The organism is Pseudomonas sp. NPDC077186 (genome assembly GCF_044543505.1).
Classification (GTDB): domain Bacteria; phylum Pseudomonadota; class Gammaproteobacteria; order Pseudomonadales; family Pseudomonadaceae; genus Aquipseudomonas.
The window spans coordinates 590,287-617,020 of record NZ_JBITWE010000001.1 but is presented as its reverse complement, the minus strand read 5'-3'; the positions used below and the strand labels follow the sequence as shown (position 1 = coordinate 617,020).

The following is a 26,734-nucleotide window of genomic DNA, read 5'->3' as shown; positions in this document are numbered from 1 at the left end:
GGGTCGCCGGTTCGGCGGCTGATTCAAGAGAGTGGAAACCATGTACAAACTCGAAGTTCAGGACCTGCACAAGCGCTACGGCAGCCATGAGGTGCTCAAGGGCGTGTCCCTGGCGGCCAAGGCTGGCGACGTGATCAGCATCATCGGCTCGAGCGGCTCGGGCAAGAGTACCTTCCTGCGCTGCATCAACCTGCTGGAGCAGCCGCACGGCGGCAAGATCCTGCTCAACGGCGAGGAGCTCAAGCTGGTGCCGAACAAGGAGGGTGCGCTCAAGGCCGCCGACGCCAAGCAGCTGCAGCGCATGCGCTCGCGCCTGTCGATGGTGTTCCAGCACTTCAACCTGTGGTCGCACATGAGCGCCCTGGACAACGTCATGGAGGCGCCGGTGCACGTGCTCGGCGTGAACAAGGCCGAGGCGCGCGACAAGGCCGAGCACTACCTGGCCAAGGTCGGCGTGGCCCATCGCAAGGACGCCTATCCCGCGCATATGAGCGGCGGCGAGCAGCAGCGCGTGGCCATCGCCCGCGCCCTGGCCATGGAGCCGGAGGTGATGCTGTTCGACGAGCCGACCTCGGCGCTCGACCCGGAGCTGGTCGGCGAGGTGCTCAAGGTGATGCAGGACCTGGCTCAGGAGGGGCGCACCATGGTGGTGGTGACCCACGAGATGGGCTTCGCCCGCGAGGTGTCCAACCAGCTGGTGTTCCTCCATAAGGGCGTGGTCGAGGAACGCGGCAACCCGCGTGAAGTGCTGGTCAATCCGCAGTCCGAGCGGCTGCAGCAGTTCCTTTCCGGCAGCCTCAAGTAACCAGCGGCTACACTTCGCCCAAGCCCTGCGCTCACCTCGGCAGGCCGACGCGCAGCAGACTTTGAACAGGCACTCATGACCCCCCATCGAATCGGCTTCCTCTACTGGCCCGGCACCAAGGCCCTGACCCTGTCGCTGGCCGAGGAGGCGTTGCGCGTGGCGCAGCGTGTGCATCCGGAGGTGGTGTACGAGTTGGTGTTCCTCCAGGCCGAGCCGCTGGCCGCCGGCGACTGGCGCCTGCCCGGCGAGCCCTGGGCCGGCCATCTGGACGGTTGCGACAAGCTGTTCCTGCTCGCCGACGTGCCGCCGGCGCCGGTTTCCGCCGGCCTGGCCGCCGCGCTCAAGCAGCAGGTGCGCAGCGGCTGCGTGATCGGCGGGCTGTCCGCCGGGGTCTATCCGCTGGCCCAGCTCGGTCTGCTCGACGGCTACCGCGCGGCGGTGCACTGGCGCTGGCAGGACGACTTCGCCGAGCGCTTTCCCAAGGTCATCGCCACCAGTCACCTGTTCGACTGGGACCGCGACCGCCTCAGCGCCTGCGGCGGTTTGGCGGTGCTCGACCTGCTGCTGGCGGTGCTGGCGCGCGACCATGGCGCCGAGCTGGCCGGTGCGGTCAGCGAGGAGCTGGTGGTCGAGCGCATCCGCGAGGGCGGCGAGCGCCAGCGCATTCCGCTGCAGAACCGCCTCGGCTCCAGCCATCCCAAGCTGACCCAGGCGGTGCTGCTGATGGAGGCCAATATCGAGGAGCCGCTGACCACCGACGAGATCGCCCAGCACGTGTGCGTGTCGCGTCGCCAGCTGGAGCGCATCTTCAAGCAGTACCTCAACCGCGTGCCCAGCCAGTACTACCTGGAGCTGCGCCTGAACAAGGCGCGCCAGCTGCTGATGCAGACCAGCAAGTCGATCATCCAGATCGGCCTGTCCTGCGGTTTCTCCTCGGGGCCGCATTTCTCCAGTGCCTACCGCAACTTCTTCGGCGCCACCCCGCGCGACGACCGCAACCAGCGGCGCAGCAACAGCCCCTTCGAACTCAGCTCCACCCCGGTCGAGCGCGGCTGAAGCCCCTCCCACGGTTTATGCCTGCCGCATGACGGTAGGGTGGACATGGCGCAGGCTTGTCCACCGGCAATGGCGTGACCATGGCGGACAAGGCTGCGCCATGTCCGCCCTACGCAGCTGGCTCAGTCGATACCGATCGTTCGGCGCGTAGCCCGGATGTAATCCGGGGCGATGCTGCGCCAGGCGCCATTGTCCCGGGTTGGTCGCCCCTCGCCCGTTTACGGGAGAGGGGCCGGGGAGAGGGCGAGCGTCGGCTCATCGGGATGGTATGGGCACCGGTTTCCCGGACTGCATCCGGGCTACGCAGTCTGTCCGACTTGCGCAATTGGCTCAGTCGATACCGGCCGGTCAGCCTGCGGAGATTTTTTCCGTCGCCGTGCGCCCTGGCGGCGAACTGCGTTTAAACTGCGCCTTTCCGACGCTTTCTGTCGCTTTGACGAAAGCCCCCGGAAAACCCGGGTTGGCGCTATAAGAAGTTGTCGCATGGCGGCAATGCCGACCCCGAATCAGTCCCTACAATCCTTGCATTCCCCGTCGCAATGGGCCGCCCGCGTGGCTCGTTGCAGGCCGGTTTTCCTTATCAGGAGAGTTTCGATGTCCGTTCAGCACGATGCGGTGCAGCGCACCGATTTCGACCAGTTCATGGTGCCCAACTATGCTCCCGCAGCCTTCGTACCCGTGCGCGGCCAGGGCTCGCGAGTCTGGGATCAGAGCGGTCGAGAGCTGATCGACTTCGCCGGCGGCATCGCCGTCAACGTGCTCGGCCACTGCCACCCGGCGCTGGTCGGCGCGCTGACCGAGCAGGCCAACACCCTCTGGCACATCTCCAACGTGTTCACCAACGAGCCGGCCTTGCGCCTGGCCAAGAAGCTGGTCGACGCCACCTTCGCCGAGCGCGTGTTCTTCTGCAACTCCGGCGCCGAAGCCAACGAGGCCGCGTTCAAGCTGGCCCGTCGCGTGGCCCACGACCGCTTCGGTGAGGCCAAGCACGAGATCATCGCCGCCACCAACAGCTTCCACGGCCGTACCCTGTTTACCGTCAGCGTCGGCGGCCAGCCGAAGTACTCCGACGGCTTCGGGCCGAAGATCCAGGGCATCACCCACGTGCCCTACAACGATCTGGAAGCGCTGAAGGCGGCCATTTCCGACAAGACCTGCGCGGTGGTGCTGGAGCCGATCCAGGGCGAGGGTGGCGTGCTGCCGGCCGACCAGGCCTACCTGCAGGGCGCCCGCGAGCTGTGCGACGCGCACAACGCGCTGCTGGTGTTCGACGAGGTGCAGAGCGGCATGGGCCGCACCGGCGAACTGTTCGCCTATATGCACTACGGCGTCACCCCGGACATCCTCTCCAGCGCCAAGAGCCTGGGCGGCGGTTTCCCCATCGGCGCCATGCTCACCACCAGCGAGCTGGCCAAGCACCTGACGGTCGGCACCCACGGCACCACCTACGGCGGCAATCCGCTGGCCTGCGCGGTGGCCGAGGCGGTGGTCGACGTGATCAACACCCCCGAGGTGCTGGCCGGGGTCAAGACCAAGCACCAGCGCTTCGCCGCCAAGCTGAGCGAGCTCGGCGAGCGCTTCGGCATGTTTACCCAGGTGCGTGGCCTGGGCCTGCTGCTCGGCTGCGTGCTCAACGACGCCTGGAAGGGCAAGGCCAAGGCGATTCTCGATGTCGCCGCCGGCGAAGGCCTGATGGTGCTGCAGGCCGGCCCCGACGTGGTGCGCTTCGCCCCCAGCCTGGTGGTTGACGACGCCGACATCGACGAGGGCCTGGCCCGCTTCGAGCGCGCCCTGAACAAGCTGGCCAACGCCTGAGCGAGTGCCCGGCGCAGGTAGGCGCCGGGCTTCCCTCACGGATGACGATCCTGTGTGTGTCGCGGCCATGGCCGCGGCGTTCTCCGGCTGCCCGTGCGTGGCATCCGGGGCTTTTCTTGAAAAGGAGTGACCCCATGCTGGTAATGCGCCCTGCGCAAATGGCGGACCTGGCGGACGTGCAGCGGCTCGCCGCGGATAGCCCGGTGGGGGTCACTTCGCTGCCGGACGATGCCGAGCGGCTGCGCGACAAGATCGCCGCCTCGGAGGCGTCGTTCGCCGCCGAAGTCAGCTTCAATGGCGAGGAAAGCTACTTCTTCGTCCTCGAGGACAGCGCCAGCGGTCGCCTGGTCGGCTGCTCCGCCATCGTCGCCTCGGCCGGCTACTCCGAACCCTTCTACAGCTTTCGCAACGAGACCTTCGTGCACAACTCGCGATCGCTTTCGATCCACAACAAGATCCACGTGCTGTCGCTGTGTCACGACCTGACCGGCAACAGCCTGCTCACCAGCTTCTACGTCGAGCGACCGCTGGTCAGCAGCGTGTTCGCCGAGCTCAACTCGCGCGGCCGCCTGCTGTTCATGGCCGGCCACCCCGAGCGCTTCGCCGATGCGGTGGTGGTGGAGATCGTCGGCCACAGCGACGAGCACGGCGACTCGCCGTTCTGGGACGCGGTGGGGCGCAACTTCTTCGACATGAACTACACCGAGGCCGAGCGCCTGTGCGGGTTGAAGAGCCGCACCTTCCTTGCCGAGCTGATGCCGCATTACCCCATCTACGTGCCGCTGCTGCCGGACGAGGCGCAGGAGGCCATGGGCCAGGTGCACCCGCGGGCGCAGATCACCTTCGACATCCTGATGCGCGAAGGCTTCGAGACCGACCACTACATCGACATCTTCGACGGCGGGCCGACCCTGCACGCGCGCACCTCGGGCATCCGCAGCATCGCCCAGAGCCGCCTGGTGCCGGTGAAGCTCGGCGAAGCCGAGAAGGGCGGGCGCCAGTACCTGGTGAGCAACGGCCAGTTGCAGGATTTCCGCGCCATAGTCGCCGACCTCGACTGGGTGCCGGGTAAGCCGGTCTGCCTTAGCCTGGAGGCCGCCGAGGCCCTGGGCGTCGGCGAAGGCGCCAGCGTCCGCCTGGTGGCGGTTTAAACCGAAGCGGCAAGCTGCAAGCCACGAGCGGCAAGCCAGCCTGTCTTCTAACTTGTAGCTTGCCGCTTGAAGCTCTTAGCTGATCCGGAGGATCCATGATCGTTCGTCCCGTGCGCAGTGCCGATTTGCCGGCGCTGATCGACCTGGCACGCAGTACCGGCGCCGGCCTGACCACCTTGCCGGCCAACGAGGAGCGCCTGGCGCACCGGGTCGGCTGGGCCGAGAAGACCTTCCGCGGCCAGGCCGAGCGCGCCGATGCCGACTACCTGTTCGTGCTCGAGGACGACGCCGGCAAGGTCGTCGGCATCTCCGCCGTGGCCGGCGCCGTCGGCCTGCGCGAGCCCTGGTACAACTACCGGGTCGGCCTGACTGTCAGCGCCTCGCAGGAGCTGCACATCCACCGCCAGGTGCCGACGCTGTTCCTGGCCAACGACCTGACCGGCAACTCCGAACTGTGCTCGCTGTTCCTGCATGCCGAGCACCGCAGTGGCCTCAACGGCCGCCTGCTGTCGAAGGCGCGCTTCTTGTTCATCGCCGAGTTCCGCGAGCTGTTCGGCGACAAGGTGATCGCCGAGATGCGCGGCATGTCCGATGCGGGCGGCCGTTCGCCGTTCTGGGAGAGCCTGGGGCGGCATTTCTTCAAGATGGAGTTCAGCCAGGCGGACTACCTCACCGGGGTCGGCAACAAGGCCTTCATCGCCGAGCTGATGCCCAAGTTCCCGCTCTATACCTGCTTCCTCTCCGAGGATGCGCGCGCGGTGATCGGCCGCGTGCACCCCGACACCGAGCCGGCGCTGGCCATGCTCAAGGCCGAGGGGTTCAGCTACCAGGGCTATGTCGACATCTTCGACGCCGGCCCGGCCATCGAGGCGGAAACCGCGAAGATCCGCGCGGTGCGTGACAGCCAGAACCTGGTGCTGGCGATCGGCACCCCGGGCGACGACGCCGCGCCGTTTTTGATGCACAACCGCAAGCGCGAGGACTGCCGCATCACCGCCGCGCCGGCGCGGCTGGCCGCCGGCACCCTGGTGGTCGACCCGCAGACCGCCAAGCGCCTGCAGCTGTCGGCGGGCGACCAGGTGCGCGCGGTGCCGCTGTCGGCGCGCGGCTGAGAAGATTTTTTTCGCGCAGGCTTGGCCTGCCGATAGACGCTGGGAGTGATAGAACAAGATGAGCACTCATTACATCGCAGGCCACTGGCACGCTGGCCAGGGCGAGCCGCTGCAGTCGCTCGACCCGGTCAGCCAGGCCGTGATCTGGCAGGGCCGCGGCGCTAGCGCGGCGCAGGTCGACGAGGCCGTGCAGGCCGCGCGCGCCGCCTTCTCGCTGTGGGCCGCGCATTCGCTGGATGGCCGCATCGCCGTGCTGGAGCGCTTCGCCGCCTGCCTGAAGACCCACGCCGACGAACTGGCCCGCGCCATCGGCGAGGAAACCGGCAAGCCGCTGTGGGAGGCCGCCACCGAGGTGACCAGCATGGTCAACAAGGTCGCCATCTCCATCCAGAGCTACCGCGAGCGCACCGGCGAGAAGAGCGGGCCGCTGGCCGACGCCACCGCCGTGCTGCGGCACAAGCCGCATGGCGTGGTGGCGGTGTTCGGCCCCTACAACTTCCCCGGCCACCTGCCCAACGGTCATATAGTGCCGGCGCTGCTGGCCGGCAACTGCGTGCTGTTCAAGCCCAGCGAGCTGACCCCCAAGGTCGCCGAGCTGACCGTCAAGTGCTGGGCCGAGGCCGGTCTGCCGTCCGGGGTGCTCAATCTGCTGCAGGGCGCTCGCGAGACCGGCGTGGCGTTGGCCGGCAACCCCGGAATCGACGGCCTGTTCTTCACCGGGTCCAGCCGCACCGGCAACCTATTGCATGCCCAGTTCGCCGGCCGCCCGGACAAGATCCTGGCGCTGGAGATGGGCGGCAACAACCCGTTGATCGTCGACCAGGTGGCCGATGTCGATGCCGCCGTCTACACCATCGTCCAGTCCGCCTTTATCAGTGCTGGCCAGCGTTGCACCTGCGCGCGCCGCCTGCTGGTGCCGCAAGGGGAGTGGGGAGATGCGCTGCTAGCCCGTCTGGTGCAGGTCGCCGCGCAGCTCAAGGTCGGCCGTTTCGATGAGCAGCCGGCGCCCTTTATGGGCTCGGTGATTTCCCTGCAGGCGGCCGCGCACCTGATGCAGGCCCAGCAGGAACTGTTGGCCAAGGGCGCCATCGCGCTACTGGCGATGACCCAGCCGCAGGCCGGCGCCGCGCTGCTGACCCCGGGCATCCTCGATGTCAGCGCCGTGGCCGAGCGGCCGGACGAGGAGTTCTTCGGCCCGCTGCTGCAGGTGATCCGTTACGCCGACTTCGACGCCGCCATCGCCGAGGCCAACGCCACCGCCTATGGCCTGGCCGCTGGCCTGCTGTCGGACTCCAAGGCGCGCTACGAGCAGTTCTGGCTGCGCAGCCGCGCCGGCATCGTCAACTGGAACAAGCAGCTCACCGGCGCCGCCAGCAGCGCGCCGTTCGGCGGCGTCGGCGCTTCCGGCAACCACCGCGCCAGCGCCTACTACGCCGCGGACTACTGCGCCTACCCGGTGGCCTCGCTGGAGAGCGACACCCTGGCCCTGCCCACCACACTGACTCCGGGAGTGACTCTGTAATGACTGCCTATGAGATGAACTTCGACGGCCTGGTGGGGCCGACCCACAACTACGGCGGGCTGTCCTACGGCAACGTCGCCTCGCAGAGCAACAGCCAGGCGGTCTCCAGTCCGAAGGAGGCGGCCAAGCAGGGCCTGGCGAAGATGAAGGCGCTGATGGAAATGGGCTTCAAGCAGGGTGTGCTGGCCCCGCAGGAGCGCCCGGACGTCGCCGCGCTGCGCAGCCTGGGCTTTACCGGCAGCGACGCGCAGGTGATCGCCAAGGCCGCCAAGGGCGCCATGCCGCTGCTGGTTGCAAGCTGCTCGGCCTCCAGCATGTGGACGGCCAACGCCTGCACCGTCAGCCCCAGCGCCGACACGGCCGACGGCCGCGTGCACTTCACCGCCGCCAACCTCAACTGCAAGTTCCACCGCTCGATCGAGCACCCGACCACCAGCCGTGTGCTGCAGGCGATGTTCGCCAGCGACAAGCACTTCGCCCATCACCCGGCGCTGCCGGCGGTCAGCCAGTTCGGCGACGAGGGCGCGGCCAACCACACGCGCTTCTGCAAGGGCTACGGCGAGCCGGGCGTGGAGTTCTTCGTCTACGGCCGCAGCGCCTTCGATAGCCGCTATCCGGCCCCGCAGCGCTACCCGGCGCGGCAGACCCTGGAAGCCTCGCAGGCGGTGGCCCGCCTGCATGGCCTGGGCAAGGCCGGGGTGGTGTTCGCCCAACAGAATCCCGAGGTGATCGACCAGGGCGTGTTCCACAACGACGTGATCGCGGTGGGCAACGGCGAGGTGCTGTTCTATCACCAGCACGCCTTCCTCGATACCGACAAGGTACTCGCCGTGCTGGGCGACAAGCTGGCCCGGCGCGGCGGCAATTTCCAGGCGGTGTGCGTGCCGGCCGGCACCGTGAGCGTGGAGGATGCGGTCAAGTCCTACCTGTTCAACAGCCAGCTGCTGAGCCGTGAAGACGGCTCCATGCTGCTGGTGGTGCCGGAGGAGTGCAAGGGCAACGCCAGCGTCTGGCGTTACCTGGAGCAGCTGACCGCCAGCAACGGGCCGATCCGCGAGGTCAAGGTGTTCGACCTCAAGCAGAGCATGCAGAACGGCGGCGGCCCGGCCTGCCTGCGCCTGCGCGTGGCGCTCAAGGAGCAGGAGCTGGCCGCGGTCAATCCGGGCGTGGTGATGAGCCCCGAGCTGCACGACACCCTGGTGGCCTGGGTCGACAAGCACTACCGCGACCGCCTCAGCGAAGCCGACCTGGCCGATCCGCAATTGTTGATCGAATGCCGCACGGCATTGGATGAACTGACGCAGATCCTTAAACTGGGCTCGGTCTATCCTTTCCAACTGAACTGAGCCGTAGGGTGGATGTCGCTGTTTACATCCACCGTGCGCAGTCTGGTGGATCGATGAAGCGTGATTCGTCCTACCTAACCCCGGAGATTTTATGAGCGACGCCCTGCAACTGATTCTCGAAGATACCGACGGCACCCAGCTGGAAACCTCCTGCAGTCGCTTTGCCGTGGTCTGGCAGGGCAAGGAGCTGTGGGTGCAGGCGGTCGGCGACCAGTTGCTGATCGGCGTCGACGTCGCCGAGGGCGACAGCGAGTTCGCCAACCTGCTGCTGCGTCCGCAGGCGACCAACCTGGTCAGCCTGCAGCTGGAGATGGAGCCGGCCGAGCTGGACGAGGACGATCACGTCCACGGCCCCGACTGCAACCATGATCATTGATCGAAAGGCGGCTTAAAGGCTTCAGCCTGTAGGGTGGACATGGCGTAGCCTTGTCCACCGACGGTCACCGGCGGACAAGCCTTCGGCATGTCCGCCCTACGAACTGAGGAGTATCCGATGCTTGCCCTCGGCAAACTGCTTGAACTGACCCTGGCCGGCCATGAGCCGTCGGCGAAGATCCAGTTGACCCCCGAGGGCACGCGTTTGCGCTGGCTGGCCGAAGGCGCGCTGGAGGTGACCCCGCCGGCGGCGCGCGACAGCGGCCTGGATCTGCTGCTGTCGGCCGGCATCCACGGCAACGAAACCGCGCCGATCGAGTTGCTCGACCGCCTGCTGCGCGGCATCGCGCGCAACGAGCTGCATCCGGCGGCGCGCATGCTCTTCCTGTTTGGCAACCCCGAGGCCATGCGCCGCGGCGAGCGTTACGTGGAGCAGGACATCAATCGCCTGTTCAACGGTCGCCATGAGCAGTCCAGCGGTTTCGAGGCGATCCGCGCCTGCGACCTGGAACACCTGGCGGCGACCTTCTTCAGCAAGGACGGCCGCACCCGTCTGCACTACGACCTGCATACCGCCATTCGCGGCTCGAAGATCGAGCAGTTCGCCCTCTACCCCTGGCACCAGGGGCGCGCGCACTCACGTCGCGAGCTCGAGCGCCTGCGCGCCGCCGGCATCGAGGCGGTGTTGCTGCAGAACAAGGGCTCGATCACCTTCAGTTCCTACACCTACGCCCAGCTCGGCGCCGAGGCCTTCACCCTGGAGCTGGGCAAGGCGCGTGCCTTCGGCCAGAACCAGCTGGTCAATCTCGACCTGCTGGAGAATGCCCTCGTCGCGCTGATCGAGGGGCGCGAACCGGCGCCGCAGGCCCAGGGCCTGGACGGCCTGCAACTGTTCGCCGTGGCGCGCGAGATCATCAAGCACAGCGACAGCTTCCAGCTGCACCTGCCGGCCGATATCGAGAACTTCAGCGAACTGGAACCCGGCTACCTGCTCGCCGAGGACATCGCCGACACCCGCTGGGTGGTGGAAGAGCAGGGCGCGCGCATCATCTTCCCCAATCCCAAGGTGAAGAACGGCCTGCGCGCCGGCATCCTGATCGTGCCGGACGACGGTTCCAACCTGGCGTAGCCCGCACGACGAGCTGTGGGAGGGGCTTTAGCCGCGACAATAACCATCCATGGTTGATCGCCGCTGAAGCGCCTCCCACGAGCGGCGTCTGCCGATTTCGCAGCCAACTGTATCTTGTGACGGCGCGAGGCGGCCTCGTAGCATGGCCTTTTCCGTGCCACTCAAGGATGTCCGCCATGCCCCCGATCGACCTGCGCAGCGATACCGTCACCCAGCCCACCGCCGGCATGCGCGCAGCCATGCTCGCCGCCGAACTGGGCGACGATGTCTATGGCGAGGATCCCACGGTCAATCGCCTGGAGGCCTGGCTGGCCAACGAGCTGGGCTTCGCGGCGGCGCTGTTCGTGCCCACCGGCACCATGAGCAACCTGCTCGGCCTGATGGCCCATTGCGAGCGCGGCGACGAGTACATAGTCGGCCAGCAGGCGCACACCTACAAATACGAGGGCGGCGGCGCCGCGGTGCTCGGCTCGATCCAGCCGCAACCGCTCGACGGCGAGGCCGACGGTTCGCTGAACCTGGCCAAGGTCGAGGCGGCGATCAAGCAGGACGACTTCCACTTCGCCCGCACCCGCCTGCTGGCCCTGGAAAACACCATGCAGGGCAAGGTGCTGCCGCTTGACTACCTGGCCGCCGCCCGCGAGCTGACCCGTCGCCGCGGCCTGGCTCTGCACCTGGACGGTGCGCGGCTGTACAACGCCGCGGTCAAGCTGGGCCTGCCGGCGCGGGAGATCACCCGGCACTTCGATTCGGTCTCGGTGTGCCTGTCCAAGGGCCTCGGCGCGCCGGTCGGTTCGGTACTGTGCGGCAGCGAGGCGCTGATCGGCAAGGCGCGGCGCCTGCGCAAGATGGTCGGCGGTGGCATGCGCCAGGCCGGCGTGCTGGCCGCGGCGGGACTCTATGCCCTGCAGCATCAGGTCGAGCGTCTGGCCGACGACCACGCCAATGCCGCGCGCCTGGGTGAAGGTCTGGTCGAACTGGGCTACGCGGTCGAGCCGGTGCAGAGCAATATGGTCTATGTGCAGCTCGGCGAGCGGGCCGAGCGGATCAAGGCCTTTATGGCCGAGCGCGGCATCGCCGTCAGCGCGGCGCCACGCCTGCGTCTGGTCACTCATCTGGATGTCAGCGCGGAGCAAATCGAGCAGGTGATCGAGGCCTTTGCCGTTTTTCGCTCGCTTTGAGTCGTAACCGCAGCATCCGATAGGCGCCTGCTATCAACAAAGGCACTAGCCGCGCGCGGTGGGCCCGATATAATGCGGCCCTTTGCCGGCTTTTGCCGTGGCCGCCTGATTCCGTGGAAGATCCCTATGAAAAGCGCAGAAATCCGTGAAGCCTTCCTGAGCTTCTTCGAAGAAAAAGGGCACACCCGTGTCGCTTCCAGCTCGCTGATCCCGGCGAACGACCCGACCCTGCTGTTCACCAACGCGGGGATGAACCAGTTCAAGGACTGCTTCCTCGGCCTGGAAAAGCGCGCCTACACCCGCGCCACCACCAGCCAGAAGTGCGTACGCGCCGGCGGCAAGCACAACGATCTGGAAAACGTCGGCTACACCGCGCGCCACCACACCTTCTTCGAAATGCTAGGCAATTTCAGCTTCGGCGACTACTTCAAGCGCGATGCCATTCACTACGCCTGGGAATTCCTCACCTCTGACAAGTGGCTGAAACTGCCCAAGGAAAAGCTCTGGGTCACCGTCTACGCCACCGACGACGAGGCCTACGACATCTGGACCCAGGAAGTCGGCATCCCCGCCGAGCGGATGATCCGCATCGGCGACAACAAGGGCGCGCCGTACGCCTCCGATAACTTCTGGGCGATGGGCGATACCGGCCCGTGCGGCCCTTGCACCGAGATCTTCTTCGATCACGGCGAGCACATCTGGGGCGGCCCGCCCGGCAGCCCGGAAGAGGACGGCGACCGCTACATCGAGATCTGGAACAACGTGTTCATGCAGTTCAACCGTACTGCCGACGGCGTGCTGCACCCGCTGCCGGCGCCGAGCGTGGACACCGGCATGGGCCTGGAACGCATCAGCGCCGTGCTGCAGCACGTCAACTCCAACTACGAGATCGACCTGTTCCAGAACCTGCTCAATGCTGCGGCCGAGGCCATCGGTTGCAGCAACGACGGCCAGGCTTCGCTGAAGGTGGTGGCCGACCATATCCGCTCCTGCGGTTTCCTCATCGCCGACGGCGTCACCCCGTCCAACGAAGGCCGTGGCTACGTGCTGCGCCGCATCATTCGCCGCGCCTGTCGCCATGGCAACAAGCTCGGCGCCAAGGGCAGCTTCTTCTACCAGATCGTCGCCGCCCTGGTGGCCGAGATGGGCACGGCCTTCCCCGAGCTCAAGCAGCAGCAGGCGCATATCGAGCGCGTGCTGAAAACCGAGGAAGAGCAGTTCGCCAAGACCCTGGAGCAGGGCCTTAAGATCCTCGAGCAGGACCTGGTCGGCCTCAAGGGCAAGGTCATCCCCGGCGAGACCGTGTTCAAGCTGTACGACACCTACGGCTTCCCCTACGACCTGACCGGCGACATCGCCCGTGAGCGCGGCCTGAGCCTCGACGAGAGCGGCTTCGAGCGCGAGATGGCCGCCCAGCGCGAGCGCGCCCGTTCCGCCAGCGCCTTCGGCATGGACTACAACGCCCTGGTCAAGGTCGACGCCGACACCCGTTTCCTCGGCTACGAAGGCACCCGCGGCAGCGGCGCCATTATTGCCCTGTTCGCCGACGGCCAGGCCGTCGACAGCTTGCAGGAAGGCGAGGAGGGCGTGGTGGTGCTGGATCAGACCCCGTTCTACGCCGAATCCGGCGGCCAGGTCGGCGACTGCGGCTACCTCGAGGGGGCCGGCGTCAGCTTCGAGGTGCGCGACACCACCAAGGCCGGCGGCGCCTTCCTGCACCATGGCGTGGTCGCCAAGGGCAGCCTCAGCGTCGGCGCCTCGCTCAAGGCCGAGGTCGACGCCAGCGTGCGTCAGGCCACCGCGCTGAACCACTCGGCTACCCACCTGCTGCACGCCGCGCTGCGCCAGGTGCTCGGCGAGCACGTGCAGCAGAAGGGCTCGCTGGTCGACAGCCAGCGTCTGCGCTTCGACTTCAGCCACTTCGAGGCGATCAAGCCCGAGCAGCTCAAGGCGCTGGAAGACATAGTCAACGCCGAGATTCGCAAGAACTCCGCGGTGGAAACCGAGGAAACCGATATCGATACCGCCAAGGCCAAGGGCGCCACGGCGCTGTTCGGCGAGAAGTACGGCGACCAGGTGCGCGTGCTGAGCATGGGCGGCGACTTCTCCGTCGAGCTGTGCGGCGGCACCCACGTCTCGCGTACCGGCGATATTGGCCTGTTCAAGATCACCAGCGAAGGCGGCGTGGCCGCCGGCGTGCGCCGCATCGAGGCGGTTACCGGCGCCGCGGCGCTGGGCTACCTGAACGCGGCCGAGGAGCAGCTCAAGGAAGCCGCGGTGCTGGTCAAGGGCAGCCGCGACAACCTGCTGGACAAGCTGGCCGGGGTGCTCGAGCGCAACCGTCAGCTGGAGAAGGAGTTGGAGCAGCTCAAGGCCAAGGCCGCCAGCGCCGCCGGCAACGACCTGGCCGGCGCAGCCGTCGAGGTCAAGGGCGCCAAGGTCCTGGCTGCGCGGCTCGACGGCCTGGACGGCAAGGCGCTGCTGGCGCTGGTCGACCAGCTGAAGAACAAGCTCGGCAGTGGCGTGATCCTGCTCGGCGGCGTACAGGACGACAAGGTCGTGCTGGTCGCCGGGGTCACCCAGGACCTGACCGCCAAGCTCAAGGCCGGCGACCTGATGCGTCAGGCCGCGGCAGCCGTGGGCGGCAAGGGCGGCGGTCGCCCGGACATGGCCCAGGGCGGCGGCGTCGACGCCGGCAAGCTGGACGAGGCATTGGCACTGGCTGCTACTTTCGTCGAGCAGGGCCTGTAACAGGTGTGAAAACGGGGCCCGCAGTGCGTCCGGCGGGCCTTGGCAGTGTGACCCGATGCGGGTTTAATGGGCGCCCTTCGAGGAATCAGGCGGCTTTTTGAAATGGCTTTGATCGTACAGAAGTTTGGAGGCACCTCAGTCGGCACCGTCGAGCGTATCCAGCAGGTGGCCGAGAAGGTGAAGAAGTTCCGCGAGAAGGGCGACGACATCGTTGTCGTGGTCTCCGCCATGAGCGGCGAGACCAACCGCCTGATCGACCTGGCCAAACAGGTCAGCGACGGTGAGCCGGTACCGCGCGAACTGGACGTGATGGTGTCCACCGGCGAGCAGGTGACCATCGCCCTGCTGGCCATGGCGCTGATCAAGCGCGGCGTGCCGGCGGTGTCCTACACCGGCAACCAGGTGCGCATCCTCACCGACAGCGCGCACAACAAGGCGCGCATTCTGCAGATCGACGACCAGAAGATTCGTGCCGACCTCAAGGCCGGTCGCGTCGTCGTCGTCGCCGGCTTCCAGGGCGTCGACGAGCAGGGCAGCATCACCACCCTCGGTCGCGGCGGCTCCGACACCACCGGCGTGGCCCTGGCCGCGGCGCTGAAGGCCGACGAATGCCAGATCTACACCGACGTCGACGGCGTCTACACCACCGACCCGCGCGTGGTGCCGCAGGCCCAGCGCCTGGAGAAGATCACCTTCGAGGAAATGCTGGAAATGGCCAGCCTCGGTTCCAAGGTGCTGCAGATCCGTTCGGTGGAGTTCGCCGGCAAGTACAACGTCCCGCTGCGCGTCCTGCACAGCTTCCAGGAGGGGCCGGGCACCCTCATTACCCTTGATGAAGAGGAATCCATGGAACAGCCGATCATTTCCGGCATCGCCTTCAACCGCGACGAAGCCAAGCTGACCATCCGTGGGGTGCCGGATATCCCGGGCATCGCCTTCAAGATTCTCGGCCCGGTCAGCGCCGCCAATATCGAAGTGGACATGATCGTGCAGAACGTCTCGCACGATAACACCACCGATTTCACCTTCACCGTGCACCGCAACGACTACAACAACGCCCTGGCCGTGCTGCAGAAGACCGCAGGCGAGCTGGGTGCCCGCGAAGTGGTCGGCGACACCAACATCGCCAAGGTCTCCATCGTTGGCGTCGGCATGCGCTCACACGCAGGCGTCGCCAGCCGCATGTTCGAGGCCCTGGCCAAGGAAAGCATCAATATCCAGATGATCTCCACCTCGGAAATCAAGGTCTCCGTGGTGATCGAGGAGAAATATCTGGAACTGGCCGTGCGCGCACTGCACACTGCCTTCGAGCTCGACGCCCCGGCACGACAGGGCGAGTAACGCATGATCCGAAAGGCGCGGCTGGTTCCGCGCCTTTCGTCTTTTTGACTGTTGCGTCGGAACTTTCTTTCTGCGCGCTCTGGTCAATACTTGGGTGAAGGTTCCCGGGCTTGAGTTCGTTGGGGGCTGCCACCATTTTCTTTTTTGCAGACTGTTGTCCTGAAAATGAAATCCGTGAGGAGAAAGGAATGCTGATTCTGACTCGCCGGGTCGGAGAGACCCTGATGGTCGGTGACGATGTGACTGTCACCGTGTTGGGTGTGAAAGGTAATCAGGTGCGCATTGGCGTCAACGCGCCCAAAGAGGTTGCCGTGCACCGTGAAGAAATCTACCAGCGCATCCAGAAAGAGAAGGGTGACGAACCAAGCCACTAATTTTTCTACAAATTTTTGTTTGCAAACGGGGAAAACATGTTTATCATGCGCCCCGTGTTGCGGAGAGGTGGCCGAGTGGCCGAAGGCGCTCCCCTGCTAAGGGAGTACACCTCAAAAGGGTGTCGGGGGTTCGAATCCCCCCTTCTCCGCCATATTTAGTCGATCAGGCAGGCAGCACGCCTGGTCGGCAACAGCGACACGGACTCATAGCTCAGCTGGATAGAGTACTCGGCTACGAACCGAGCGGTCGGAGGTTCGAATCCTCCTGAGTCCGCCATCTAGGATGGCTTGCAGCAGTGCAAGCCATTTTGTTTCAGCCAGCAGCGATCTGGTCTAAAAGCGCTAAACGGACTCATAGCTCAGCTGGATAGAGTACTCGGCTACGAACCGAGCGGTCGGAGGTTCGAATCCTCCTGAGTCCGCCATATCGAATGGCACGCAGCGATGCGAGCCAGGTTGTTTCAACCAGCGGTGATCTGGTCTAAAAGCGCCAAGGGCTTCGTTAAAACGTAGCGAGCGAAGGTCAGGCAAGGCGACATCAGGCGAAGAAGCGCAGTTTAGTCCGCTAAATGAGCATTCTGAGCCGGATTTCAACGCAGCATGGCCGAGCGCAGTAGTTTTAACGCAGCCCGTAACGGACTCATAGCTCAGCTGGATAGAGTACTCGGCTACGAACCGAGCGGTCGGAGGTTCGAATCCTCCTGAGTCCGCCATACCCGAAGGGCCTGCAGCGATGCAGGCCCTTTTTATTTGCCTTTGACGCAGCCAGCTTCGTCGAAGCTCACCTGGCGCGTGTTGCCGCTGTTGTCGCGGTAGTGGTAGCGCTGCAGGCCGTTCTGCCGGCTGATCTTGTGTGGCTTGCCCAGGCTGCTTTCCACGTCGCTGCGCGTCATGCCGCTGCGAATCTCCTGCTTGATGATCGCGGCCCGTCGCGCGCTGCCGGTAACCCGGTTGCCGCAGCCGTCATCCTGTTGACCGACCACCACCAGTTCTCTGGCCCCGCTTGCTCGCGAGCTGCGTGCGGGCTTGGCCAGTGGCACGGCCTTGCCGCTGCTCGGCGTCTGGTTGCGGGCGTTCTGGGTTCGCTGCTGCTGCTCCGTCGGGCAGCCGTGGCGGGTGAAGGTGATATGGCCGTTGGCGTCTTCACAGCGGAACACGGTGGCGGCCAGGCTGGCCTGGGTGGGGTAGAGCAGGGCGGCGCAGAATGCGGCGCGCAGCAGTCCTTGCATGGGGCGTCCTCCTTGACGGGTGCCTGGATCAGCTTAGCCCGTTGTTCCGTGCGTGCCAGGGTGTCCTGCCGAGCGTGGCTGGCGTCGCAGCAACAGGATTTCAGCGCGGATTGAAGTTTGTGATGCAAGCAATTGTTCTTGCCTGGCTTTTCTCGCGTGCAAAGCCGTATTGCGGTGTTATCATTTGCCGCGTCAGCCCCGCCGGGGCTTGTGGAATACCACCATGGACTTACCCAGTAGTTACCAAACCCGATTTGACGATCGCGTAAAACCTGATTGATCCCCTTTGGCGTGCCCGCCAACTGGGGGTGGAGCGCGCTATGACTGAAGTAGAAGCCAAGAAGCCGCAAGAGAGCCTGCAGGATCGCCTGGCCCAGGTGGTCGAACTGCTGCATCGGCACAAGCTGGTGGAAGACCTGACCCATCGTCAGGAAGGCCAGCATCACGACCTGGTCGAGAACCTGGTGCACCGGCAGAACCTCGCCGAGCTGCAGCGCAAGCTCGACGACCTGCACCCCGCGGATATAGCCCACATCCTCGAAGCCCTGCCGCTCGACGACCGTCTGACCGTCTGGCAGCTGGTCAAGGCCGAGCGCGACGGCGACATTCTCCTCGAAGTGTCCGACGCGGTGCGCGAGACCCTGATCGCCGACATGGACGATCACGAGATCCTCGCCGCGGCCAAGGACATGGACGCCGACGAACTGGCCGACCTGGCGCCGGAGTTGCCGCGCGACGTGGTCCACGAGCTGATGGAGTCGCTCGATGCGCAGCAGCGCGAGCGGGTGCGTTCGGCGCTGTCCTACGAGGAGGACCAGGTCGGCGCGCTGATGGACTTCGAGATGGTCACCATCCGCGAAGACGTCAGCCTGGAGGTGGTGCTGCGTTACCTGCGTCGCCTCAAGGAGCTGCCGGGCCACACCGACAAGCTGTTCGTGGTCGACTACGACGGCGTGCTCAAGGGCGTGCTGCCGATCAAGCGTCTGCTGGTCAACGACCCGGACAAGCAGGTCGGCGAGGTGATGGCCGACGACCCGGTGACCTTCCATCCGGACGAGGACGCCTACGACGCCGCCCAGGCCTTCGAGCGCTACGACCTGATTTCCGCCCCGGTGGTGGACAAGAACGGCAAGCTGATCGGTCGTCTGACCATCGACGAGATGGTCGACCTGATCCGCGAGGAGAGCGAAAGCGAAGTGCTCAACATGGCCGGTCTGCGCGAGGAAGAGGACATCTTCGCCTCGGTGTGGAAGTCGGTGCGCAACCGCTGGGCCTGGCTGGCGATCAACCTGGTCACCGCCTTTCTCGCCTCGCGGGTGATCGGCCTGTTCGAGGGCTCGATCGAGAAGCTGGTGGCCCTGGCCGCGCTGATGCCCATAGTCGCTGGCATTGGCGGCAACTCCGGCAACCAGACCATCACCATGATCGTCCGCGCCATGGCGCTGGATCAGGTCGGCACCGGCAATACCTCGCGCCTGCTGCGCAAGGAGCTGGGCGTTTCCCTGATCAACGGCCTGCTCTGGGGCGGGGTGATCGGCGTGGTGGCCTATCTGCTCTACGACAGCTGGTCGCTGGGCGTGGTGATGACCGCGGCGATGACCCTCAACCTGCTGCTGGCGGCGCTGATGGGGGTGCTGATCCCCATGACCCTGGCGCGCCTGGGGCGCGACCCGGCCATGGGGGCCAGCGTGATGATCACGGCGATGACCGACAGCGGCGGTTTCTTCATCTTCCTGGGGCTGGCGTCGATCTTCCTGCTCTAGGCAGCGTGCCGTCATCGAGGCGGCTCGGGCCAGGCGCAGGGGTTGTTCGGGGGAGGGGCTGAGGCGGCATGCCAATGCCCTTCTTCGGCCTCGGGTAGTGGAAGTGCTGTAGCCACTACATAAAATCCCCGCCTAGTCTGTTTGGGGTTTGCTTGAAACGCTCGTTTCAGGCTAAGGTTCGCCAGCTTTGCCCGGGGGGCGACCCTGGGCGCTCCTAATCAATAATGAATGCAGCCCGCGAGCTGCTGGCAAAAGGAGCCAAGATGACCCCCAGTGAACTCCTGCTCGAGGGTGTCGAGCTCATGCTGTTCGGCATGGGTTTCGTGTTTGTCTTTCTGCTGTTGCTGGTGGTGGCGGTGCGCCTGATGTCGCGTCTGATCGACGTCTTCGTCCCGCATACGCCGGCCCCCGTCACCTCTTCTGCAGTACCCAGTGGCAAACCGGTCAGCCAAGAGCCGGATGCCGAATTGTTGGCTGCCATTCAATCCGCCATTCATCAGCACCGCGCCCGCCGCGGTTGATCAGGTTCTAGAGGGAGCACCTGTATGACTGCCGTTAAACAAGCACTCGGGATCACCGATGTGGTGCTGCGCGACGCCCACCAATCCATCCTGGCCACTCGCCTGCGCCTGGAGGATATGCTGCCGATCGCGCCCAAGCTCGATCAGGTCGGCTTCTGGTCGGTGGAGTCCTGGGGCGGTGCGACCTTCGATGCCTGCATCCGCTACCTGGGCGAAGACCCCTGGCAGCGTATCCGTGCGCTGAAGAAGGCCATGCCCAACACTCGCCAGCAGATGCTCCTGCGCGGCCAGAACCTGCTGGGCTACCGTCACTACGCCGACGACGTGGTGGAAAAATTCGTCGAGCGTGCGGCAGTCAACGGCGTCGACGTGTTCCGCGTGTTCGACGCTATGAACGATCCGCGCAACCTGCAGACCGCCCTGCAGGCTGTCAAGCGCCAGGGCAAGCATGCCCAGGGCACCATCTCCTACACCACCAGCCCGGTGCACAGCCTGCAGATGTGGGTCGATCTGGCCAAGCAGATCGAGGATATGGGCGCCGACTCCATCGCCATCAAGGACATGGCCGGCATCCTCACCCCCTACACCGCCTTCGAGCTGGTGTCGCGCCTCAAGGCCAGCCTGGCCATCCCGATCCATATGCAGTGCCACGCCACCGCGGGGCTGTCGTCGGTGGCCATCCTCAAGGCGGTGGAGGCCGGTATCGACAACGTCGACACCGCGATTTCCTCGCTGTCGATGACTTACGGCCATTCGCCGACCGAGTCGGTGGTGGCCATGTTCCAGGGCACCGAGCGCGACACCGGGCTGAACCTGGAGCTGCTGGAGGAAATCGCCGCCTACTTCCGCGAGGTGCGCAAGAAGTACGCGAAGTTCGAGGGCAACCTCAAGGGCGTCGACTCGCGCATCCTGGTCGCCCAGGTGCCGGGCGGCATGCTCACCAATATGGAAAGCCAGCTCAAGGAGCAGGGCGCCCAGGACAAGTTCGACCAGGTGCTGGCCGAGATCCCGCGCGTGCGCGAAGACCTCGGCTTCATCCCGCTGGTGACCCCGACCTCGCAGATCGTCGGCACCCAGGCGGTGATCAATGTGCTCACCGGCGAGCGCTACAAGTCCATCACCAAGGAAACCGCCGGCGTGCTCAAGGGTGAATACGGCGCCGCGCCCGCGCCGTTCAACGCCGAACTGCAGGCGCGCGTGCTCGATGGCGCCGAGGCGATCACCTGCCGTCCGGCTGACCTGCTCGAGGCCGAGATGGACAAGCTGACCGCCGAACTCAAGGGCATCGCCCAGGAGAAGGGCATCAAGCTGGCCGCCGACGAGATCGACGACGTGCTGACCTACGCGCTGTTCCCGCAGATCGGCCTGAAGTTCCTGGAGAACCGCGGCAATCCGGCGGCCTTCGAGCCGGCGCCGACCGGCAAGGAGACCCCGGTTCGCGAGGCCGGCAAGCCCGAGGTGTACAGCGTCGAGGTCAATGGCAAGTCGTTCGTCGTGCAGGTCAACGAAGGCGGCGATATAGAAGGCATCAAGCCGCTCGGTGGCAGTGCCGCTGCTGCACCTGCCGCTGCCGCGCCCGTTGCCGTGGGCGGCGGCGAGCCGCAGGCGGCACCGCTGGCCGGCAATATCTTCAAGGTGCTGGTGCAACCCGGCCAGGCCGTGGAGGAGGGCCAGCTGGTGATCATCCTCGAGGCGATGAAGATGGAAACCGAGATCCGCGCCTTCAAGGCCGGCAGCGTCGGGGCGGTCAACGTCAAGGTCGGCGATGCGGTGGCGGTGGGCGACAGCCTGCTGACCATCGGCTGAGGGGCGCGCCATGGAAAAGCTGCTCAAGCTCTGGCAGAGCACCGGCCTGTACCACCTGGAGCCCGGTCAGGCGTTCATGATCGCGGTCTGCATGCTGCTGATCTACCTGGCGATCAAGAAGGGCTTCGAGCCCCTGTTGCTGGTGCCCATCGGTTTCGGCGGCCTGCTGTCGAACATCCCGGTGGCCAACATGGCCGAGGGCGCCGGTTTCCTCCACCTGATCTATGAGGTGGGGCTGCCCACCAGCATCTTCCCGCTGCTGATCTTCCTCGGCGTCGGCGCCATGACCGACTTCGGGCCGATGCTGGCCAACCCCAAGACCCTGCTGCTTGGCGCCGCCGCGCAGTTCGGCATCTTCGGCACTCTGCTCGGCGCCTTGGCGATCACTGCGCTGGGCATTCCCGGCATGGAGTTCACCCTCAAGGAGGCGGCGTCCATCGCCATCATCGGCGGGGCGGACGGGCCGACCTCGATCTTCGTCACCTCCAAGCTGGCGCCGGATCTGCTCGGCCCCATCGCCGTCGCGGCCTACGCCTACATGGCCCTGGTGCCGCTGCTGCAGCCGCCGATCATGCGCGCGCTGACCACCAAGGAGGAGCGCGCCATCGTCATGCAGCAGCTGCGTCCGGTGGGGCAGACCGAGAAGATCATCTTCCCCATCGTGCTGTGCCTGTTGATCGGCATGCTGCTGCCGGACGCCGCGCCGCTGATCGGCATGTTCGCCCTCGGCAACCTGCTGCGTGAGTGCGGCGTGGTCGAGCGCCTGGCCGATACCTCGCGCAACGCGCTGATCAACATCGTCACCATCTTCCTCGGCCTGACCGTGGGCTCCAAGCTGTCGGCCGAGGCCTTCCTGCAGCTCAAGACCCTGGGCATCCTGCTGCTGGGCATGGTCGCCTTCTGCGCCGGCACCGCCGCCGGCGTGCTGATGGCCAAGCTGATGAATGTGTTCAGCACCCATAAGGTCAACCCGCTGATCGGCTCGGCCGGCGTCTCGGCGGTGCCGATGGCCGCCAGGGTGTCGAACAAGGTGGGGCTGGAAGCCAATCCGCAGAACTTCCTGCTGATGCACGCCATGGGCCCGAACGTGGCCGGGGTGATCGGCTCGGCCGTGGCGGCGGGGGTGTTGCTCAGTTTCGTTGGCTGATTGGCGCGGAGTTCGCTCCGCGCTTCTCTACGGCCCGCCAGGGCTGCTGTCAGGAATGGCAGGAATAAAAAAACCGGCTCAAGGCCGGTTTTTTTGTGGGGCCCGCCTCAGGCTTCTTCGGCGGCCATTTCCACGTCGTGGGCGATCAGGGCGACCAGGGCGTTCTGCTGGCGGCGCGACAGCTGACGGAAACGCTGCAGCAGTTCGCGCTCGTGCAGGCTCAGTTCGGGGCTGTCGAGGCGCAGGTTGAGCTCGTCGCCCAAGGCGCCCTCCTGCAGCATGCTCTGCTCCAGGCGGGCGATGATTTCCGAGTTCATGCTGCGGTGATGGTTGCGTGCTACGTCAGCGATACGCTCACGCATGCCGTCGGGCAAGCGAACGACGAATTTGTCAGCCGTACGGCTGGAATAGGTAGCCTGTTTCATAGGGCGCATACATTAAACCGGTTAGTTCAGGAGAGCGAGACTGGTAGTCAGTATCAAGATTGTCACCGGTTTGACCATCTTTAGCACTAGCCGTTCAACCAGTATCGCGTTATGCGTCGTTATGACCTAAGGGTCATCTGAACAGTTCCTTGACGCCAATTACGTGTCGAATTTTGGGCCAGGTAAAGGCGATATGCCAGCACCGGCTGTCAGAAATGCGCAGTACTCGGCAGAAGTCGTGCTCGGGCTGTGCTCGGGCATAAAAAATTCAAGCTCCGGTCACTCGATCGTCATCCCCGTTTCACGGCTCTGACACAGCTTGTGCCTACCTTGGTCTACACCAGGTGGCGGCCAGGCGCCGCCTTCTTATCGCCAATGATAGTAGAGGGCCAGCCCATGCGCGCAGTGATTCGAGTCGACCGTCTGAACAAGAGCTTCGGCCGCAAACAGGCGTTGTTCGACCTGGCGCTGTCGGTGCAGCCGGGCGAGATGGTGGCGCTGATCGGTGCCTCCGGCTCGGGCAAGTCGACCCTGCTGCGGCATTTGGCCGGCTTGGCCTGCTGCGACCGCACCGGCGGCGGTAGCATCGAGGTGCTTGGTCGCCAGGTGCAGGCCGAAGGCCGCTTGAACGGCGAGGTGCGTCGCCTGCGTGCCGACATCGGCTACATCTTCCAGCAGTTCAATCTGGTCGGCCGCCTCAGCGTGCTGCAGAACGTGTTGCTCGGCGGCCTCGGCCGCATGCCGCGCTGGCGTGGCAGCCTCAGCCTGTTCAGCGCCGAGGAGAAGCAGCGCGCGATGGTGGCGCTGGAACGCGTCGGGCTGGCCGAGTTCGCTGCCCAGCGCGCTTCCACGCTATCCGGCGGCCAACAGCAGCGCGTGGCCATCGCCCGCGCCCTGTGTCAGCAGGCCGAGGTGATCCTCGCCGACGAGCCGATCGCCTCGCTCGACCCGGAGTCGGCGCGCAAGGTGATGGAGATTCTCGCCGATATCAACCGCCGCGACGGCAAGACGGTGGTGGTGACCCTGCATCAGGTCGACTACGCGGTGCGCTACTGCCAGCGCGCCGTGGCGCTCAAGGGCGGGCGCATTCATTTCGACGGACCCACCGCAAGCTTCAACCCCGACTTCCTCAATGACCTCTACGGCGGCGATCTCGATATCCGCCTGCTACTGCCGCAAGGGCAGCGCCCACGGGCCGTGGAACGTCCGCTGACGCTGGCCAAGGCCTGACGTCACTTTCCTCATTCGAAAAACCAACGCCAACTAGCAACAGGAGTGTGCTCCATGTTCAAACGCATCGGCCAGGTGCTGGCTGCTTCCGCGCTCGTCACCGGTTCCCTGCTGGGCTCGGTCCAGGCCGCCGAGGAACTCAACTTCGGCATCATCTCCACCGAGTCCTCGCAGAACCTCAAGGCCATGTGGGATCCCTTCCTGGCTGACATGAGCAAGCAGACCGGGGTGAAGATCAACGCCTTCTTCGCCCCGGACTATGCCGGGATCATCCAGGGCATGCGCTTCGACAAGGTCGACGTGGCCTGGTACGGCAACAAGTCGGCGATGGAAGCGGTGGACCGCGCCGGCGGCGAGATCTTCGCCCAGACCGTGGCGGCCAACGGCGCACAGGGCTACTACAGCCTGCTGGTGGCGCACAAGGACAGCCCGATCAACTCGGTCGAGGACATGCTCAAGAACGCCAAGAGCCTGACCTTCGCCAACGGCGACCCGAACTCCACCTCGGGTTACCTGGTGCCCGGTTACTACGTGTTCGCCCAGAACAACGCCGACGCCGGCAAGATCTTCAAGCGCTCGCTCAACGGCAGCCACGAGGTCAACGCCCTGTCGGTGGCCAACAAGCAGGTCGATGTCGGCACCTTCAACAGCGAGGGCATGGAGCGTCTGGAAGTGACCGCGCCGGACAAGGCCGCCCAGCTCAAGGTGATCTGGACCTCGCCGCTGATCCCGTCCGACCCCATCGTCTGGCGCAAGAACCTGCCGCAGGAAACCCGCGACAAGCTGCGTGAGTTCTTCATGACCTATGGCGATCAGCCGCAGGAACTGAAAGTGCTGGAAGGGCTGCAGTGGGGCAAGTTCCGCGCCTCGGATGACGATCAGCTGCTGCCGATTCGTCAGCTCGAACTGTTCAAGAAGCGCACCGAAGTGGCCAACAACGACAAGCTCAAGGACGCCGACAAGCAGGCTCAGCTCAAGGAGCTGGACGCCGAACTGGCCAAGCTGGAACAGCGTATGGCCGAGCGTGAGAAGCAGGGCGGCGCCAGCGCCGGTTGATCCTGGCAGCCCCTCGGCATTGACCGAGGGGCTGACTGCAGTCGTTTTCCCCGAGATGCCTCGATGACCACTTTGACCACCCATACCCCGACCGTCGATAGCAAACGCAGCTGGTTGCAGTTGATCGGCTGGGGCCTGTTCTTTGCCGTGCTTGCCTGGTCCTGGCAGGGCGCGGAAATGAACCCGCTGGCGCTGGTGCGCGATGCCGGCAACATGGCCACCTTCGCCGCCGACTTCTTTCCGCCAGATTTCAGCAACTGGCAGCACTACCTCAAGGAGATGGTGGTTACCGTGCAGATCGCCCTCTGGGGCACGGTGCTGGCCATCGTCTGCGCCATTCCGCTGGGCATTCTCTGCTCGGAGAACATCGTGCCCTGGTGGATCTATCAGCCGGTGCGGCGGGTGATGGATGCCTGCCGTTCGATCAATGAAATGGTCTTCGCCATGCTCTTCGTCGTCGCGGTCGGCCTCGGCCCCTTCGCTGGCGTGCTGGCGCTGTTCGTCAGCACCACCGGGGTGCTGGCCAAGCTGTTCGCCGAGGCGGTCGAGGCCATCGACCCGGGCCCGGTCGAAGGCGTGCGCGCCACCGGTGCCAGTGCCCTGCAGGAGGTGATCTTCGGTGTAATCCCGCAGGTGCTGCCGCTGTGGATTTCCTATTCGCTGTACCGCTTCGAGTCCAACGTGCGCTCGGCCACCGTGGTCGGCATGGTCGGCGCCGGCGGTATCGGGGTGATCCTCTGGGAGGCCATACGCGGCTTCCAGTTCGCCCAGACCTGCGCCCTGCTGATCGTGATCATCCTGGTGGTGAGCGCCATCGACATCCTGTCACAGCGCCTGCGCAAGCTCTTTATCTGAAGGAGGAGGAGGGCGCCTGCGTGCGCCCTTTGCAAACGATGAACTTGTCTAGACAAAGCGAACCGCTGTACCGCGAGCTGGCCGCCGTGTTGCGCGAAGACCTGCAACGCATGAGCCCAGGCGACTACCTGCCGGGCGAGATGCAACTGGCCGCACGTTTTTCCGTCAACCGCCACACCCTGCGCCGTGCGGTGGACGAGCTGGTGCTCGAAGGCCGCCTGCTGCGCCGCCAGGGCAAGGGCACCCAGGTGCTGGCCAAGCCGCTGGTGTATCCGGTGGAGGCGGGCAGTGCCTTCAGCCAGTCGCTGTCGGCGCTCGGCCACCGGGTCGAGGCGAAACTGATCGAGAAGCTGCGCCTTACCGGCAGCAGCGAGGAGTGCCGCCACCTGCAACTGCCCGACGGCAGCGAGTTGATCGAGCTGACCACCCTGCGTCTGCTCGAGGGCCAGCCGTTGAGCCTGATCCGCCACCGCTTCTGCGCCAGCCTGGCGCCACTGTTGGCCGACTACCAGGGCGGCTCGCTGCGCCAGTACCTGGCCGAGCGCGACCTGCCCCTGGCGCGCACCTTCAGCCTGATTGGCGCGCGTCTGCCCAGCCGCGAAGAGGCCGCGCACCTGCTGATGCCGCGCCATGCGCCGTTGCTCAGCGTACTCACTTTGTCCCGCGATCCCGCTGGCCGGGCGGTGGAGCTGGCGCAGTCCAGCAGCCGCGCCGACCGCTTCCAGTACCAGGTAGCGACCTGAT

The 26,734-nt window shown here is 65.5% G+C and carries 23 protein-coding genes and 4 tRNA genes; 25 read left to right on the top strand and 2 right to left on the bottom strand.

Translation table 11 applies throughout. The annotated features are described in order from the left end of the window. Window positions 1–40 precede the first annotated feature (40 nt). From ACIGKL_RS02770 to ACIGKL_RS02690, 17 genes are all read left to right on the top strand, one after another. On the top strand, window positions 41–805 hold the full coding sequence (locus ACIGKL_RS02770; RefSeq protein WP_397485190.1) for an ABC transporter ATP-binding protein: 765 nt from the start codon (window positions 41–43) through the stop codon (window positions 803–805). Window positions 806–880: 75 nt separating this feature from the next. Then, a complete protein-coding gene (gene argR, locus ACIGKL_RS02765; protein WP_397485189.1) occupies window positions 881–1,861 on the top strand; it encodes a transcriptional regulator ArgR in 981 nt (326 codons plus the stop codon). A 594-nt stretch (window positions 1,862–2,455) separates the two neighbouring features. Continuing rightward, window positions 2,456–3,676, top strand: coding sequence for an aspartate aminotransferase family protein (locus ACIGKL_RS02760; protein WP_397485188.1), 1,221 nt, complete (start codon window positions 2,456–2,458; stop codon window positions 3,674–3,676). A 134-nt stretch (window positions 3,677–3,810) separates the two neighbouring features. After that, the gene (gene aruF, locus ACIGKL_RS02755; protein ID WP_397485187.1) at window positions 3,811–4,827 is read left to right on the top strand and encodes an arginine/ornithine succinyltransferase subunit alpha; all 1,017 of its coding nucleotides are present in this window, start codon (window positions 3,811–3,813) and stop codon (window positions 4,825–4,827) included. 95 nt (window positions 4,828–4,922) lie between these two features. Further along, a complete protein-coding gene (astA, locus tag ACIGKL_RS02750; protein WP_397485186.1) occupies window positions 4,923–5,939 on the top strand; it encodes an arginine N-succinyltransferase in 1,017 nt (338 codons plus the stop codon). Window positions 5,940–5,997: 58 nt separating this feature from the next. Beyond that, window positions 5,998–7,461: a succinylglutamate-semialdehyde dehydrogenase gene (gene astD, locus ACIGKL_RS02745; RefSeq protein ID WP_397485185.1), complete on the top strand. Its 1,464-nt coding sequence runs from the start codon at window positions 5,998–6,000 to the stop codon at window positions 7,459–7,461. Beyond that, a complete protein-coding gene (astB, locus tag ACIGKL_RS02740; RefSeq protein WP_397485184.1) occupies window positions 7,461–8,807 on the top strand; it encodes an N-succinylarginine dihydrolase in 1,347 nt (448 codons plus the stop codon). The genes astD and astB overlap by 1 nt, the downstream gene beginning before the upstream one ends. 91 nt (window positions 8,808–8,898) lie before the next feature. Beyond that, entirely contained in the window at window positions 8,899–9,183 is a 285-nt protein-coding gene (locus ACIGKL_RS02735) for a topoisomerase II (RefSeq protein WP_397485183.1), read from the top strand. A 117-nt stretch (window positions 9,184–9,300) separates the two neighbouring features. After that, window positions 9,301–10,311, top strand: coding sequence for a succinylglutamate desuccinylase (gene astE / locus ACIGKL_RS02730; RefSeq protein ID WP_397485182.1), 1,011 nt, complete (start codon window positions 9,301–9,303; stop codon window positions 10,309–10,311). A gap of 176 nt (window positions 10,312–10,487) precedes the next feature. Then, on the top strand, window positions 10,488–11,492 hold the full coding sequence (gene ltaE / locus ACIGKL_RS02725; RefSeq protein WP_397485181.1) for a low-specificity L-threonine aldolase: 1,005 nt from the start codon (window positions 10,488–10,490) through the stop codon (window positions 11,490–11,492). A 126-nt stretch (window positions 11,493–11,618) separates the two neighbouring features. After that, the gene (alaS, locus tag ACIGKL_RS02720) at window positions 11,619–14,243 is read left to right on the top strand and encodes an alanine--tRNA ligase (RefSeq protein WP_397485180.1); all 2,625 of its coding nucleotides are present in this window, start codon (window positions 11,619–11,621) and stop codon (window positions 14,241–14,243) included. A 102-nt stretch (window positions 14,244–14,345) separates the two neighbouring features. Then, entirely contained in the window at window positions 14,346–15,584 is a 1,239-nt protein-coding gene (locus tag ACIGKL_RS02715) for an aspartate kinase (RefSeq protein WP_397485179.1), read from the top strand. 188 nt (window positions 15,585–15,772) lie between these two features. Then, entirely contained in the window at window positions 15,773–15,958 is a 186-nt protein-coding gene (gene csrA / locus ACIGKL_RS02710; RefSeq protein ID WP_003244478.1) for a carbon storage regulator CsrA, read from the top strand. A 61-nt stretch (window positions 15,959–16,019) separates the two neighbouring features. Beyond that, a tRNA-Ser gene (locus tag ACIGKL_RS02705) sits at window positions 16,020–16,110 on the top strand. 48 nt (window positions 16,111–16,158) lie between these two features. Then, a tRNA-Arg gene (locus ACIGKL_RS02700) sits at window positions 16,159–16,235 on the top strand. Window positions 16,236–16,306: 71 nt separating this feature from the next. Next, window positions 16,307–16,383: transfer RNA gene (locus ACIGKL_RS02695), tRNA-Arg, on the top strand. A 211-nt stretch (window positions 16,384–16,594) separates the two neighbouring features. After that, window positions 16,595–16,671, top strand: a tRNA-Arg gene (locus ACIGKL_RS02690). Window positions 16,672–16,704: 33 nt separating this feature from the next. On the opposite strand, the gene ACIGKL_RS02685 is transcribed toward ACIGKL_RS02690, so the two are convergent. After that, entirely contained in the window at window positions 16,705–17,187 is a 483-nt protein-coding gene (locus ACIGKL_RS02685) for a DUF4124 domain-containing protein (protein ID WP_397485178.1), read from the bottom strand. A gap of 320 nt (window positions 17,188–17,507) precedes the next feature. Here ACIGKL_RS02685 and mgtE point away from each other — a divergent pair, with 320 nt between their 5' ends. From mgtE to ACIGKL_RS02665, 4 genes are all read left to right on the top strand, one after another. Next, window positions 17,508–18,950 carry a magnesium transporter gene (gene mgtE, locus ACIGKL_RS02680; protein ID WP_021444690.1) on the top strand — a complete coding sequence of 481 codons (1,443 nt, stop codon included), beginning with the start codon at window positions 17,508–17,510 and terminating at the stop codon, window positions 18,948–18,950. Between the two features lie 263 nt (window positions 18,951–19,213). Further along, complete coding sequence (locus tag ACIGKL_RS02675) at window positions 19,214–19,471, top strand: OadG family protein (protein ID WP_397485177.1); 258 nt, start codon at window positions 19,214–19,216, stop codon at window positions 19,469–19,471. A gap of 24 nt (window positions 19,472–19,495) precedes the next feature. Further along, entirely contained in the window at window positions 19,496–21,277 is a 1,782-nt protein-coding gene (gene oadA / locus ACIGKL_RS02670) for a sodium-extruding oxaloacetate decarboxylase subunit alpha (protein ID WP_397485176.1), read from the top strand. 10 nt (window positions 21,278–21,287) lie between these two features. Further along, the gene (locus ACIGKL_RS02665) at window positions 21,288–22,424 is read left to right on the top strand and encodes a sodium ion-translocating decarboxylase subunit beta (protein ID WP_397485175.1); all 1,137 of its coding nucleotides are present in this window, start codon (window positions 21,288–21,290) and stop codon (window positions 22,422–22,424) included. A 107-nt stretch (window positions 22,425–22,531) separates the two neighbouring features. Here the strand turns inward: ACIGKL_RS02665 and ACIGKL_RS02660 are convergent, their stop codons facing one another. Next, on the bottom strand, window positions 22,532–22,858 hold the full coding sequence (locus tag ACIGKL_RS02660) for an Arc family DNA-binding protein (RefSeq protein ID WP_031303295.1): 327 nt from the start codon (window positions 22,856–22,858) through the stop codon (window positions 22,532–22,534). Between the two features lie 387 nt (window positions 22,859–23,245). Here ACIGKL_RS02660 and phnC point away from each other — a divergent pair, with 387 nt between their 5' ends. The 4 genes from phnC (at window position 23,246) to phnF (ending at window position 26,733) form a co-directional block, all read left to right on the top strand. After that, window positions 23,246–24,079 (top strand): phosphonate ABC transporter ATP-binding protein, encoded by an 834-nt coding sequence (phnC, locus tag ACIGKL_RS02655; protein ID WP_397485174.1) that lies wholly within the window; start codon window positions 23,246–23,248, stop codon window positions 24,077–24,079. Between the two features lie 54 nt (window positions 24,080–24,133). Then, window positions 24,134–25,135: a phosphonate ABC transporter substrate-binding protein gene (gene phnD / locus ACIGKL_RS02650; protein ID WP_397485173.1), complete on the top strand. Its 1,002-nt coding sequence runs from the start codon at window positions 24,134–24,136 to the stop codon at window positions 25,133–25,135. A 63-nt stretch (window positions 25,136–25,198) separates the two neighbouring features. Next, window positions 25,199–25,990 carry a phosphonate ABC transporter, permease protein PhnE gene (gene phnE, locus ACIGKL_RS02645; RefSeq protein WP_397485172.1) on the top strand — a complete coding sequence of 264 codons (792 nt, stop codon included), beginning with the start codon at window positions 25,199–25,201 and terminating at the stop codon, window positions 25,988–25,990. 20 nt (window positions 25,991–26,010) lie between these two features. Then, window positions 26,011–26,733, top strand: coding sequence for a phosphonate metabolism transcriptional regulator PhnF (gene phnF, locus ACIGKL_RS02640; protein ID WP_397485171.1), 723 nt, complete (start codon window positions 26,011–26,013; stop codon window positions 26,731–26,733). Window position 26,734 lies beyond the last annotated feature (1 nt).